Source organism: Rhizobium sp. Root1203, from assembly GCF_001424945.1.
Classification (GTDB): domain Bacteria; phylum Pseudomonadota; class Alphaproteobacteria; order Rhizobiales; family Rhizobiaceae; genus Rhizobium.
Map to the genome: position 1 here is coordinate 84,058 of NZ_LMCW01000006.1, position 12,761 is coordinate 96,818.

The 12,761-nt window shown below is 61.3% G+C and carries 12 protein-coding genes; 5 read left to right on the forward strand and 7 right to left on the reverse strand.

Annotation, left to right across the window (positions count from 1 at the left end; genetic code table 11):
• Window positions 1-47: 47 nt before the first annotated feature.
• Together ASC97_RS07020 and der are read left to right on the forward strand one after the other, a co-directional pair.
• The gene (locus ASC97_RS07020; RefSeq protein ID WP_057467634.1) at window positions 48-731 is read left to right on the forward strand and encodes a tetratricopeptide repeat protein; all 684 of its coding nucleotides are present in this window, start codon (window positions 48-50) and stop codon (window positions 729-731) included.
• A gap of 15 nt (window positions 732-746) precedes the next feature.
• Window positions 747-2,168, forward strand: a complete 1,422-nt coding sequence (gene der / locus ASC97_RS07025) for a ribosome biogenesis GTPase Der (RefSeq protein WP_057467635.1) — start codon at window positions 747-749, stop codon at window positions 2,166-2,168.
• 103 nt (window positions 2,169-2,271) lie between these two features.
• Here the strand turns inward: der and ASC97_RS07030 are convergent, their stop codons facing one another.
• Window positions 2,272-2,505, reverse strand: a complete 234-nt coding sequence (locus tag ASC97_RS07030) for a hypothetical protein (protein WP_057467636.1) — start codon at window positions 2,503-2,505, stop codon at window positions 2,272-2,274.
• 259 nt (window positions 2,506-2,764) lie between these two features.
• On the opposite strand from ASC97_RS07030, the gene ASC97_RS07035 reads away from it, so the two are divergent.
• On the forward strand, window positions 2,765-3,979 hold the full coding sequence (locus ASC97_RS07035) for an MFS transporter (protein WP_057467637.1): 1,215 nt from the start codon (window positions 2,765-2,767) through the stop codon (window positions 3,977-3,979).
• A gap of 179 nt (window positions 3,980-4,158) precedes the next feature.
• On the opposite strand, the gene ASC97_RS07040 is transcribed toward ASC97_RS07035, so the two are convergent.
• Window positions 4,159-5,331, reverse strand: coding sequence for a glycosyltransferase family 4 protein (locus tag ASC97_RS07040; RefSeq protein WP_057467638.1), 1,173 nt, complete (start codon window positions 5,329-5,331; stop codon window positions 4,159-4,161).
• Between the two features lie 140 nt (window positions 5,332-5,471).
• Window positions 5,472-6,392 carry a sugar kinase gene (locus ASC97_RS07045; RefSeq protein ID WP_057467639.1) on the reverse strand — a complete coding sequence of 307 codons (921 nt, stop codon included), beginning with the start codon at window positions 6,390-6,392 and terminating at the stop codon, window positions 5,472-5,474.
• Window positions 6,393-6,532: 140 nt separating this feature from the next.
• On the opposite strand from ASC97_RS07045, the gene ASC97_RS07050 reads away from it, so the two are divergent.
• Together ASC97_RS07050 and bglA are read left to right on the forward strand one after the other, a co-directional pair.
• Entirely contained in the window at window positions 6,533-6,787 is a 255-nt protein-coding gene (locus ASC97_RS07050; protein WP_057467640.1) for a hypothetical protein, read from the forward strand.
• A 106-nt stretch (window positions 6,788-6,893) separates the two neighbouring features.
• Window positions 6,894-8,546 carry a beta-galactosidase BglA gene (gene bglA / locus ASC97_RS07055; protein WP_057467641.1) on the forward strand — a complete coding sequence of 551 codons (1,653 nt, stop codon included), beginning with the start codon at window positions 6,894-6,896 and terminating at the stop codon, window positions 8,544-8,546.
• 70 nt (window positions 8,547-8,616) lie between these two features.
• On the opposite strand, the gene ASC97_RS07060 is transcribed toward bglA, so the two are convergent.
• The 4 genes from ASC97_RS07060 to ASC97_RS07075 form a co-directional block, all read right to left on the reverse strand.
• The gene (locus ASC97_RS07060) at window positions 8,617-9,723 is read right to left on the reverse strand and encodes a branched-chain amino acid ABC transporter substrate-binding protein (RefSeq protein WP_057467642.1); all 1,107 of its coding nucleotides are present in this window, start codon (window positions 9,721-9,723) and stop codon (window positions 8,617-8,619) included.
• Between the two features lie 253 nt (window positions 9,724-9,976).
• The gene (locus ASC97_RS07065) at window positions 9,977-11,305 is read right to left on the reverse strand and encodes an aspartate aminotransferase family protein (RefSeq protein WP_057467643.1); all 1,329 of its coding nucleotides are present in this window, start codon (window positions 11,303-11,305) and stop codon (window positions 9,977-9,979) included.
• A 254-nt stretch (window positions 11,306-11,559) separates the two neighbouring features.
• Window positions 11,560-11,877 carry an ArsR/SmtB family transcription factor gene (locus tag ASC97_RS07070; protein ID WP_037058726.1) on the reverse strand — a complete coding sequence of 106 codons (318 nt, stop codon included), beginning with the start codon at window positions 11,875-11,877 and terminating at the stop codon, window positions 11,560-11,562.
• A gap of 100 nt (window positions 11,878-11,977) precedes the next feature.
• A complete protein-coding gene (locus ASC97_RS07075) occupies window positions 11,978-12,733 on the reverse strand; it encodes a HugZ family pyridoxamine 5'-phosphate oxidase (RefSeq protein ID WP_057467644.1) in 756 nt (251 codons plus the stop codon).
• Window positions 12,734-12,761 lie beyond the last annotated feature (28 nt).

Below are 12,761 nucleotides of genomic sequence, written 5' to 3' on the forward strand. Positions count from 1 at the left end.
GTGCGTGCAACCCGCATGACTAGGCATATCCGCGGCCGGAGACGAGAATGGCATTCAACGACGACAGCTTCATTCGTGAAGTCAATGAGGAACTGCGTTCCGACCAGATGAAGGGCGCGTGGCGCCGGTTCGGACGCTACCTGATTACGATCGCCGTTCTGATCGTGCTCGGCACCGTCGGCTACAAGGTCTACGAATACTGGGACGACAACCAGTCGTCAGGCACCGGCGACCAGTTCATCGCCGCGCTGAAGCTTGCCGACGCAAACAAGAACGACGAGGCGATCGCTGCGCTCGACAAGCTGGAAAAGCAAGGCCATGGCGCCTATCCGATCCTTGCCCGCCTGCGCGCTGCCACCGTGCTATCGCAGAAGGGCGATACTGCGGGTGCCGTTGCTGCCCTCGATGTGATCGGCAAGGATGCTGCCGCACCGCAGGCCATTCGCGATGCCGCCAAGATGCGGGCCGGCTGGCTGCTGATCGAGACCGGGACCTACGAGCAGGTCTCGGCTCACGTCGAGGAAATGGCCGTCCCGACCAATGCATTCCGCCACTCCGCTCGCGAAGCGCTCGGCCTTGCCGCCTACAAGGCCGGCAACATGACCCAGGCGCGCCAGTGGTTCCAGGCGATCGCCGACGATGCGCAAAGCCCGCGCAATGTTGCCAATCGCGCCCAGATGATGCTTGATAATATTACCGCATCCGGCAAGGCGCCCGCCGCACAGGGCTGAGATTAGGGAATTTCAATGAGCTTTACGGTTGCGATCGTTGGTCGCCCGAATGTCGGCAAGTCGACCCTTTTCAATCGTCTGGTTGGAAAGAAGCTGGCCCTTGTCGACGACACGCCCGGCGTCACCCGCGACCGCCGCCCCGGCGATGCGCGGCTCATGGGGCTGAATTTCACGATCATCGATACCGCCGGTCTCGAAGAGGCACATGAGGAAAGCCTGCTGGGCCGTATGCGGGCCCAGACGGAAGCGGCGATCGACGAGGCGGACCTGTCGCTGTTCGTCGTCGATGCCAAATTCGGCCTGACTCCCGTGGACAAGGATCTGGCGGAGATGCTTCGGCGTCGCGGCAAGCCCGTCGTGCTCGTTGCCAACAAGGCGGAAGCCAAGGGTTCCGACGGCGGCTTTTACGATGCCTACACGCTCGGCCTCGGCGAACCGACGCCGATCTCGGCCGAACACGGGCAGGGGATGCTCGATCTGCGCGACGCCATCGTCGCGGCGATCGGCGAGGACCGCGCCTATCCGAAGGAAAAGGAAGACGTCGCCGTTACCAACGTCGACATTCCGCAGGATCTGGAAGAAGACGAGGATTTCGAGCCTGCCTATGACGACACAAAGCCGCTGCGCGTGGCGATCATCGGTCGCCCCAATGCCGGCAAGTCGACGCTCATCAACCGCTTCCTCGGCGAAGATCGTCTGTTGACTGGTCCGGAAGCCGGTATCACCCGCGACAGTATCTCGGTTGAATGGGACTGGCGCGGCCGTACCATCAAGATGTTCGATACCGCAGGCATGCGCCGCAAGGCGCGCGTGACGGAAAAGCTTGAAAAGCTGTCCGTCGCAGATGCCCTGCGCTCCATCCGCTTTGCCGAAACCGTGGTCATCGTGTTCGATTCGACCATTCCGTTCGAGAAGCAGGACCTGCAATTGGTGGATCTGGTCATCCGCGAAGGTCGCGCGGCCGTTCTCGCCTTCAACAAGTGGGACATGATCGAAGACCAGCAGGCGGTGCTTGCCGACCTGCGCGAAAAGACCGAGCGGTTGCTGCCGCAGGCACGCGGAATCCGAGCGGTGCCGATCTCCGGCCAAACCGGCCGCGGCCTCGACAAGCTGATGCAGGCGATCATCGATACGGACATGGTCTGGAACAAGCGCATCTCGACAGCCAAGCTCAATCGCTGGCTCGAGCAGCAGCAGGTGCAGCATCCACCACCGGCCGTTTCCGGGCGCCGTCTCAAGCTCAAGTACATGACGCAGGTCAAGGCTCGCCCACCGGCGTTCATGATCTCCTGCACGCGCTCCGACGCGCTGCCGGAATCCTACACGCGTTACCTGATCAACAGCCTGCGCGTGGATTTCGACATGCCAAGCGTGCCAATTCGGATCCACTACCGCTCCCCGGAAAATCCGTACGAGTCAAAGAAGCGGCGGACGTAGGCCTGCGATAGAGACTGGTTCGGCCGCGTCTTGCGGCCGAACATTCGCCGTCGCCCCGGGCGAGGGGATTTTGCTCCCCGTCCACCTTGATGCCAAGGGGGCTTTAGCTGCCAAAATAATAGATCGGTTCGCGGGTCAATTCACCGCTGCCAAGGTGGCCGTAGACGTCATTTCCGAGAATCCAGAACGAAATTTTTTGGGTGTTCAAGCAGAAAATATAGTCACCGGACACCCAGTGCTCGGCTTTATTGCCCGCGATTGGGTATAGATGGTCGCCGGCCTGATACATGATGGCCTTATGCGATTTGGCGTCGAATAGATAACGTTCTCCGGACATGTACCTTCCGATTCTATTGTTGCTACAATCTCACGACATCCCTGACTTGTCTAATATTACTGTCTTAGACAGTGGATTTGTTTCGGCGAGGTGCGACCAGAAAGTACGGGGTCCTTGCAACCTCAAAGTTCCGAAGTAGAAAATTGTCCGGGGATGTCGAATATGCGGACGATCAAACGTCTTATGGTCGTAGGGCCGGGGACGGCAGGTCCAGTGCCCGCGAGTGGATCTGACAACATCGACACGGAGGTTGCGAGCTATGAGTAATTCCTATCGCTGGGTTATCGTCGGCGCGGGTGCGTTGATGACCTGCGTTGCGCTTGGTGCGATGTTTTCGTTGGCCATCTTCCAAGGGCCGATCGCAACGGATACCGGCTGGTCACATGTCGGTATTGCGAGCGCGATGACGCTCAACTTCATCGTCATGGGGATCGGCGGGTTCATGTGGGGCGCGGCAAGCGACCGTTTCGGTCCCCGCGTCGTCGTGCTGATCGGATCGGCGCTGCTCGGCCTCGCGCTGGTGCTGGCGAGCCGGGCGGGGACACTCCTGCAATTTCAGCTGACCTACGGCATTCTGGTAGGCCTTGCCGCCAGCACGTTCTTCGCTCCGATGATTGCTGCCACGACGGCATGGTTCGACACCAACCGCAGCCTTGCGGTCTCCTTGGTTTCCGCCGGCATGGGCGTTGCACCGATGACCATCTCGCCAATCGCCCGCTGGCTGATTTCCGCTTACGACTGGCGCACGGCGATGCTCATCATCGGCGTTTCGGCCTGGGCTCTTCTGGTGCCGGCAGCTCTGCTCGTACGCAAGCCGGCGGTCGTCCACGATGAGGGCGAGCCCGGCATCGCGATCGAGAACGGTCGGCCCGCGTTGGCGCAAGTGTTCCGTTCGCCGCAGTTCATCGTCCTTGGGCTGACCTTCTTCGCCTGCTGTGCCGCCCATTCCGGACCGATCTTCCACATGGTGAGCTATGCCACGATCTGCGGCGTTGCGCCGATGGCGGCGGTCAGCATCTATAGCGTCGAGGGACTGGCGGGGCTTGGCGGCCGGCTGCTCTACGGTGGGCTGGCCGACAGGATCGGCGTGAAACCAGTGATCGTCGCCGGCTTGCTGGTGCAGGCCGTCGCGCTGGCTGCCTATCTCTTCGTCAGCCAGCTGGGCGAATTCTACCTGCTGGCCGTCATCTTCGGCAGCGCTTACGGCGGCGTCATGCCGCTCTATGCGGTTCTGGCGCGCGAGTATTTCGGACCGCGCATCATCGGTACGGTGTTCGGTGCTGCGACGATGCTCTCCAGCCTGGGCATGGCATTCGGTCCCCTGATGGGCGGCTGGATATTCGATACCCTCGCCAACTATTCGTGGCTGTTCATCGGTTCTGCAATGGTCGGTCTTGGCGCCGCAGCGGTTGCACTCGCATTTCCCGCCCTGCCGAGCGAGAGAGGCAGGCAGGCGGTCGTGGCGCAGGGCTGATAGAGATTCCCCGCTGAGCCTTCTTCTCTATCGCCGCGTCCTTATGCTCGTCACAGGTATCCCCGCGTGTTCAAGTCGCTGAACGCACCAGACTCCTCTCACGACGCAGACGCGTCGTGGCTGGATTCCCGCCAAAAGGGCGAGAATGAGGGAGAGATTGGAAGGCGACATGCTGCGTATTAAACCGTCGATGCAGCATCCCTGTCGGCGGGCCTTCTGGTTCTGGGAAGCGAGTTGGCGGCGAACTGCCATGCTTTCTTCCATTTTGGCGTGATGACACCATTGGCGGCGCGGATATTGTTGATGAACTGTTGGGTTGCCGCCTCCCAGGAATACTGCATTGCAAGTGCTCGCGCTTGTTCGCGCGAGCAGGATAGCGCGGCAAGGCAGGCAGATCGAAGGTCATCGTCGAGTGCGCCGACGTCGCTGTCTTCGCCGATAATGTCGAGCGGTCCGGTGACGGGGTAGGCGGCAACCGGAACGCCGGACGCCAACGCTTCGAGGATCGTATTGCCGAAGGTGTCGGTCAGCGACGGGAAGACGAAGACGTCGGCCTGGGCATAGATGCGCGCCAGCTCCTCCCCGAATTTCAGACCCGTGAAGAGCACGCCGGGATAGCGTTTCTCGAGCTCGGCGCGGGCAGGGCCGTCGCCGACAACGACCTTCGATCCTGGAAGGTCGAGATCGAGAAAGGCAGGCAGGTTCTTCTCCAGCGCAACGCGGCCGACCGTCATGAAGATCGGGCGCTGCAGGCCGAACGGCTTTTCCTCCAATGCCTCCGGGTGAAACTGGTTGGCGTCAATGCCGCGGCTCCACGGCACCAGGTTGCGAATGCCTTTTTCGGAGAGTTCAAGCGCGAGGCTCGGCGTTGCGACCATGCAGGCAGCGCCTGCATTGTGGAACCATCGCACGAAGGCATAGAGCCAGCTCTTCGGAATCGGCAGGCGAGCGGCGACATACTCCGGGAAACGCGTGTGGTAGCTGGTGGAAAAAGGCATCCGATTCTTGAGGCACCAGCGCCGCGCCGTCAGCCCCAGCGGCCCTTCCGTGGCGATGTGCACATAGGACGGCTTGTGCTTGCGTATCTCTCTTGCGATCCTGCGGTAGCTGGCGATCGAGAGGCGGATTTCCGGATAGGTCGGGCAGGCGACGCTTCTGAAGCCTTGCGGTGTCACCATCGCAACCTCGATCGCCATCTTCGCCAGCTCACGGTTGGTATTCTCGATCGAGCGAACGACGCCGTTGACCTGAGGGTGCCAGGCATCGCTGACGATGACCAGTCGCTCCGGTTTGTCCAATGGCAATACGCCGGCATCTACGCCGTGAGGGATGTTCGACAGACGTTGCAGCATGACCCCGACCTTCATCCGCGCCGATTACCGGATGACGGCGCATAGCCCCGGGCGGGCTCGATGATCGATTCCCGCGACCTTATTTTGAAGGGCGTCGATGATGGAAATATTACAGTTCTGCCAAGCGCGCGGTCAGCCGCCTACGCGTGTTCCAGCCCGAGCTTTTCCCTGGGCACCAGCGCGCCGTGTTCGCTGACCACGCGCGCAGCAACCCTTGCCGCAAAGCGGGCTGCCGCCGGGGCATCCTTCGTTTCGAGGTAGCGGGCCAGGAACGCGCCGTTGAAGCTGTCGCCGGCGCTCGTGGTATCCACGACCTTGGATACCTTTTCCGCCGGTACGAGGCTTTCGCTCCCGTCAAAATTCAGGGTCGCACCTTCCGCTCCGTTCTTCACCAGGACGTGGGTCGCGCCAAGCGCCTTATATCGGCTGATCGTCGCGTCGATGGATACGTCGCCGAAATGTGCCGCCTCGTCGTCGAACCCGGGCATAACAAGCGTCGAGGCGCGCGCGCCTTCGCTGATCGTCGCGTGCATCTCGTCATAGCTCGACCAGAGCCGCGGGCGGATGTTTGGGTCGAAGGCGACCAGCTTGCCGGCGGCTTTGGCGCGTCGAACCTCGGCGAGCAGAGTATCGGCGTCGCCGCGCGACAGGATCGCGAGCGTGATGCCTGAGAAATAGATCACGTCGCTCATCTCGATCGCCTGGCGGAGGAAATCAGGATCGGCGGCGAGCTGGCGGGCCGCCGAGCTGTCGCGCCAATAGCTGAACGAACGCTCGCCGTCCCTGAGGCTGATCATGTAGAGGCCGGGCGCCTTGCCCTTGACGCGGCGGATCAGCTCGGTGCCGATGCCGGCGTCCTTGAAGAACGCAATCATTTCGTCGGACATGGCATCGTCGCCCAGTGCCGTGCAGTAGTCGACCGTCCATGCCGGCGGCAGGCAGGCGCGGGCGTACCAGGCCGTGTTCAGCGTATCGCCCGCAAAGCCCTTTCTCAGCAAGCCGGCTCCGGCCTGCGAAAGCTCCACCATGCACTCCCCGATTGATAGAAAACGTGCGCTCAACGTCGGCCTCCCAGTTCACTTCATTTCGCTGATACCCGTAGAGAGGGATCGTGACAAGCGCATAGCGCGCAAGGTTTGCTCGGGTAGCCGACCCGGCGTAAAGTCGAACCGCTGCGGGATCCCGGTCGGAGGAGGCTCGAATGAAGACGCTGGCGCGCATAGCGCTCGCCTTGCTGCTGGTGCAACCGCTCATCGCCCTGCCATCCGTCGCGGGCAAGGGAAGCGGGAGTGACAATGCACCGCGGACCGGCAGCGGCGATGCGGCAAAGTGCCGGACGCTCACGGGAAAGTGGAGGCAGGCCGGGGAGAACCACCACATGCGCAGTGTCCTGAACAAACGCGACAAAGTGCAAAGGAAGATGGAGAGGATCGGCTGTCCGGTGCCGACAGCCTGAGAAGGCGATTGCGTTCCGGGCCGGCAAAACGGCGCGACCGCGGTTGTGTTTTGTGCCGTTCGCCTTAGTCTGCACCCGAGTTGATTGGTGCGAGGAACGGCGACAGATGGCATTGCAGGCGAGCGGGAATGCGGATTGGTGGCGTGGCGCGGTTGTCTATCAGGTTTATCCCCGGTCGTTTCAAGACACCAACGGCGATGGCCTCGGCGATCTGAAAGGCGTTACCCGGCGCCTGCCTTACATCGCATCCCTTGGCGTTGACGCGATCTGGCTGTCGCCCTTTTTCAAATCGCCGATGGCCGATATGGGCTACGACGTGTCGGACTATTGCGAGGTCGACCCGATCTTCGGGACGCTTGCCGACTTCGACGAGATGATGACCGCCGCGCATTCGCTCGGCATCAAGGTCATCATCGACCAGGTGATTTCGCACACGTCCGACGTCCACCCCTGGTTCGTCGAGAGCCGTTCAAGCCGCACCAATTCCAAGGCCGACTGGTACGTCTGGGCGGATCCCAAGCCGGATGGCACGGCGCCGAACAACTGGCTTTCGATCTTCGGCGGGCCGGGCTGGGAATGGGACGGCGTACGCCGGCAATACTACCAGCACAACTTCCTGACCTCGCAGCCGGACCTCAATTTCCACAGCAAGGAGGTGCAGGACGCCCTCCTTGAAACAGTCAAATTCTGGCTGGATCGCGGCGTCGACGGCTTCCGTCTCGATACGGTGAATTACTACTTCTGCGACAAGCTGCTCAGGAGCAATCCACCGCACGAGCCCGATACGAGCGATGCCGGGCTCGATGCGCCGGACTCCAACCCCTACGGCATGCAAAACCACCTCTACGACAAGACGCAACCTGAGAACATTGGCTTCCTGCAGCGTTTTCGCGCGTTGCTGGACCGCTATGAGAGCCGCGCGACGATCGGCGAAGTTGGCGACGGCGCCCGGTCGCTGAAGACGGTCGCGGCCTATACGACAGGCGGCGACAAGCTGCATATGTGCTACACCTTCGATCTGCTCGGGCCCGACTTCACCGCAGCGCACATTCGCAACTGTGTCGACGCCTTCATCAAGGCCGTGGCGGACGGGTGGGTGTGCTGGGCCTTTTCCAATCACGACGTCAATCGGCATGTCAGCCGCTTCGCGAAAACCGAGGCGGAGCGGTCTGTCATCGCCAAGCTTGCGATCTCGGTGCTTGCGGCGTTGCGTGGCTCGATCTGCCTTTATCAAGGCGAGGAGCTGGGACTGCCGGAGGCCGAGCTTGCCTTCGAGGACCTGCGAGATCCCTATGGCATCCGCTTCTGGCCCGCCTTCAAGGGGCGCGACGGATGCCGTACCCCGATGCCGTGGGAGGCCGCCAAGGCCCATGCCGGTTTCACGTCAGCGGCGAAATCGTGGCTGCCCGTGCCCTATGAACAGGCTGCCCTTTCCGTGGATACCCAGGAGGCGGACGCAGCCTCGGTGCTCAACCATTATCGCCAGACGCTCGCCTTCCGGAAAAGCCATCCGGCGCTTGTCGACAGTGACATGGAATTCATCGGCACCAACCAGGATCTGCTGGCATTTACGCGTCGAAAGGGCGGGGAGACGCTGCTTTTCGTCTTCAACCTGACGCGGCAGCCGGCGGAGTTTGCACTGCCGGTCGGCATGACGATAGGCGAAAGGCTTGAAATGCCCGGTGCCGGCGCGGTCGCCGCGGCGGGCCTGGTGAAGCTCGCAGCGCTGGATGCATTTTGCGGCCGGATTCTGGCTTGAGCTTTACCTACAAACGAAACCGGGCGCCCAATGAAGGCGCCCGGCGGATTCTGCGTGTGGAATACGAGGCTTATTCAGCCGGGACGATCTTGCCGTCTTCCCATTTGTAAAGGGCAAAGCTCTGCGAAGTCAGGTCGCCGGTCTCGCCATAGGTCAGCTTGCCGATTGCGGTCGCGACCGGTTCGCCTGCCTTCAACGCCGTTGCAACGGCTTCTGCGTCTTCGGCGCTGCCTGCCTTCTCGATGCCGGCCTTGAGCACTTCGACGGCCGCATAGGCGTTGAGCGTGAAGGCTTCGGCCGGGATGCCCTTGGCCTTCAGCGCATCGGCCGCTGCCTTGGAGTCCGGGCTCTTGGTTGCGTCCATGGCGTTGGTGAAGACCGTGCCGGCGGCCGCGTCCGTACCGATGTTCCAGAACTCGCTGTTGGACAGGCCATCGCCGCCGATGATCGTGGCGTTGACCGAGAGGTCATGCAGCTGGCGTGCAAGAAGGCCGCCCTCCGGGTGGTAGCCGCCGAAATAGACGACATCGACCTTCTCGGCCTTGAGGCGGGTGGTCAGCGCGCTGAAGTCCTTGTCGCCCGGGCTGAGCGCGTCGTCGAGAACTTCCTTGATGCCGCCGGCGTTGAGTGTCGCCTTGAAGCTGTCGGCCAGACCCTTGCCGTAGGCGCCCTTGTCGTTGATGATCGCAACGCGCTTGTCCTTGAAGTTCTTCAGGACGTAGTTGGCGGCGACTTCGGCCTGCTGGTCGTCGCGGCCGCAGGTGCGCAGGACGTTCGTGAGGCCGCGCTTCGTCAGATCCGGGGCGGTTGCCGTCGGAGTGACCATCAGCACGCCATTTTCGGCCAGCACGTCGGAAGCCGGAATGGCAACGCCCGACGTAACAGGGCCGACCACGAAGCGGATTCCGTCGCCGACGATCTGGTTTGCCGCGGAGACGCCCTGCTTGGGCTCGCCGGCGTCGTCAGCGTATTTCAGAATGACTTTTTCGCCGAGGATGCCGCCGCTTTTGTTGATTTCGTCAACTGCGGTCTGGGCGCCGTTCTTCACCTGGTCGCCATAGGCGGCCACGGGGCCAGTCAACGGCGCGATCAGCCCGATGGTGATGTCTGCATGGGCAAGCGGCGCAAAGGCGAGGGAGGCGAGGACGGTCGCACCCGACAATGTCTTGAGGTTCATTTCTCTATCTCCTTGGGTGGGTTTGAAACCCGCGACTTTTCGGCCGCGGCGGCTACCCAAGTCGTACAACAGCCCTCAAGGGGATGCGCCAAGAGACGACGGATCGCGCGCGGCGAATGCGCCCGCCTGCCATGTTTGGCTTCGATGGACACACGGCAAGTTTCTTAGGAATTTACCGCCGATTACGCAAGAAGATAAAAAAATAGGGCTCGTTTTTGCCTGAATTGACAAAAACGAGCCCCGGAAGGCGTCTTTAGATGTTGTTCTTCAGAATTTCGCGCAGTTTGCCGAAAAGCTCGTCGATGTGGTGCTTCTCGATGATCAACGGCGGCGAGAGTGCGATGATGTCGCCTGTCGTGCGGATCAGCAATCCCTTCTCGTAGGACTTCAGGAAGGCGGTAAAGGCGCGCTTCGTCGGCTCACCGGCAATCGGATCGAGCTCGATCGCACCGATCAGGCCGGTGTTTCTGATATCTATGACGTTCGGGCAGTCCTTCAGGGAGTGCAGCGCCTCCGTCCAGTAATCCGAAAGCTCGGCGGCACGGGTGAGAAGGCCCTCTTCCTTGTAGACGTCAAGCGTCGCGAGAGCCGCAGCCGAGGCGATCGGGTTGCCGGAGTAGGTGTAGCCGTGCATGAACTCGATCATGTGCTCCGGCCCTTCCATGAAGGCATCATGGATCTCTGAGGTGACGAGGACCGCGCCCATGGGGATGACGCCGTTGGTCAGGCCCTTGGCCGTCGTGATCATGTCCGGCTTGACGTCGTAGTACTGGGCGGCGAAAGGCGCGCCGAGACGGCCGAAGCCGGTGATGACTTCGTCGAAGATCAGGAGGATGCCGTGCTTGGTGCAGATCTCGCGAAGCTTCTGAAGATAGCCCTTCGGCGGGATGAGGACGCCGGTGGAGCCCGATACCGGCTCGACGATGACGGCGGCAATGGTGGAGGCATCATGCAGCGTGACGATGCGCTCCAGCTCTGACGCGATGTCGCCGCCGTGTTCGGGCTGGCCCTTGGTGAAGCTGTTCTTGCCGGGCTGATGGGTGTGCGGCATGTGATCGACACCGGTCAGCAGGGTGCCGAACATCTTGCGGTTGGAAACGATGCCGCCGACGGAGATGCCGCCGAAGTTGACGCCGTGATAGCCGCGCTCGCGGCCGATCAGGCGGAAACGCGAGCCGTTGCCTTTGACCCGATGGTAGGCAAGCGCCACCTTCAGCGCCGTCTCCACGGATTCGGAACCGGAGTTGGTATAGAGAACGTGGTTCATGCCTTCCGGTGCGAGATCGACCAGACGGTTTGCCAGTTCGAAGGCCTTGGGATGGCCGAGCTGAAAGGCCGGCGCGTAATCGAGCTCGCCGGCCTGTGCGGCGATCGCTTCGGTGATCTTCGTGCGGCAGTGGCCCGCATTGACGCACCAGAGGCCGGCCGTGCCGTCCAGCACCTGACGGCCGTCATGGGTGGTGTAATACATGTCCTTGGCGCCGACGAAGAGCCTGGGCTCCTTCTTGAACTGACGGTTCGCGGTAAAGGGCATCCAAAAGGCGCGAAGGTCGTTTGGCGTGGCATTGAGGCGGTTGGACATGCTGTTCTCCATGGCCGTTTCGGAGGCCGTTCCCGGTATTGGCTAGCGCCGTAATTTTTTTACTGCCCGGTCAAATTATCAGCGCATCCGAGGGCGTCAAGCCGAGGCCGAAGACTTTGCGCTCAGGCGGCGAAAGAACGCATCGCGAAAAACGACCGGCAATCAGAGATTACCGGTCAGCAAATATAATGGGATACTGAAAAACAGATGCCTCTCGCTGGGAGAGGCTTGTAACCGACTGCTCGATAGACCAGTCAGGCAGCAGATTTGGCGCGAACAGGCTCGGCGTAGATTTGCGTCAGCGTTTCGAGGATACGGATAACCTGATCGGACGTGCTCGAGTAGTAGATCGTCTGCGCGTCGCGGCGCGTCTTGACGAGCTTCTGGGCTCGGAGCTTCGAAAGGTGCTGGGACAGCGCAGACTGGCTGAGGCCGACCTCGGTCGCCAAAGCGCCGACCGGAATTTCGCCTTTTACCAAATTGCAGAGAATAAGAAGCCTTTTGGGATTGGCCATTGCCGATAATAAAGCTGCCGCAACGTTTGCGTTTGCGGTCAAATCAATTGTGTCCATAATCGTCTTCCCGGTGTGAAACTGATTTCAAAAACGTATGCGTCTGCCTCAAATTGACCGACGCTAAAAACTATCAACACGGGCTCAAGATTGTATATAGCTAAATTTGAGGTATTGCGTATTTTATTTTAGATATATGCGAATAAAGTTCTGAAGCCGACTGTGCAACGGTTTCAAGCTCATAGCGCAGCAGGATTTCACCGGAAATCAGGTCGAGGCCACCGCAATCCAAACCGCAAATACCCCATATTTTATGGTCCGCGCCTTTGAGCGTTAGAGCGGCGTCTCGTGCGAGGTCGGGGTTCTTGTCCAGCAGATCGCGCAATATCTCGTCCGCCTGGGCCGCCACCGTCTCGTTCGCACTCGACCGAATCGCCAAGTCGGCACCCTCCAGAACATAGGCCCGACCGAACCCGCCGTTCATGCTCGCCGATTGCGGTACAAGCCGGAAGAAGCGGAAATCCGGGAAGTCGATATAGAGTTTCGCCTTGGCGTGGCGGTTGAGGAAGCGGCCGCGAATCCGGGCGTGAACCACGCTGTCCCGATCCACCGGTTCGGCACGGCACTGTGTCGTCAGCCGGGCATATGCCAGCGGGTCGCCTTTGCCGGGTTCGCCCGTCAGCAACGATGCCCTGACATCCGCGTCCAGCGCGCGGGTGTGCGCCGACAGGCCGGATACGAGAATGACGGGAACGCCATCGATGTCGGTGCCGAGGAGAACGCGGCTTGCGAATGGAAACCCGGTCTCCGGGTCGAGAACGGCGATGGCAGCATAGCGGGCGGAGCGGAGAAGGGTGCGAGCAAGCTTGCGCGCCTCTCCGTCCGTTTCCCTGAGAACGGACGCTTGATCTTTCATATCCGCTTTCTGGCGGAAGTGGCGGATC

Coding starts and splice junctions, on each gene's coding strand:
- ASC97_RS07050 (WP_057467640.1), top strand. CDS start 6,533: ATGAAGACGCTGGCGCGCATAGCGCTCGCCTTGCTGCTGGTGCAACCG.
- ASC97_RS07065 (WP_057467643.1), bottom strand. CDS start 11,305: ATGTCCAACCGCCTCAATGCCACGCCAAACGACCTTCGCGCCTTTTGG.
- ASC97_RS07030 (WP_057467636.1), bottom strand. CDS start 2,505: ATGTCCGGAGAACGTTATCTATTCGACGCCAAATCGCATAAGGCCATC.
- ASC97_RS07070 (WP_037058726.1), bottom strand. CDS start 11,877: ATGGACACAATTGATTTGACCGCAAACGCAAACGTTGCGGCAGCTTTA.
- der (WP_057467635.1), top strand. CDS start 747: ATGAGCTTTACGGTTGCGATCGTTGGTCGCCCGAATGTCGGCAAGTCG.
- ASC97_RS07060 (WP_057467642.1), bottom strand. CDS start 9,723: ATGAACCTCAAGACATTGTCGGGTGCGACCGTCCTCGCCTCCCTCGCC.
- ASC97_RS07020 (WP_057467634.1), top strand. CDS start 48: ATGGCATTCAACGACGACAGCTTCATTCGTGAAGTCAATGAGGAACTG.
- ASC97_RS07040 (WP_057467638.1), bottom strand. CDS start 5,331: ATGCTGCAACGTCTGTCGAACATCCCTCACGGCGTAGATGCCGGCGTA.
- ASC97_RS07075 (WP_057467644.1), bottom strand. CDS start 12,733: ATGAAAGATCAAGCGTCCGTTCTCAGGGAAACGGACGGAGAGGCGCGC.
- bglA (WP_057467641.1), top strand. CDS start 6,894: ATGGCATTGCAGGCGAGCGGGAATGCGGATTGGTGGCGTGGCGCGGTT.
- ASC97_RS07035 (WP_057467637.1), top strand. CDS start 2,765: ATGAGTAATTCCTATCGCTGGGTTATCGTCGGCGCGGGTGCGTTGATG.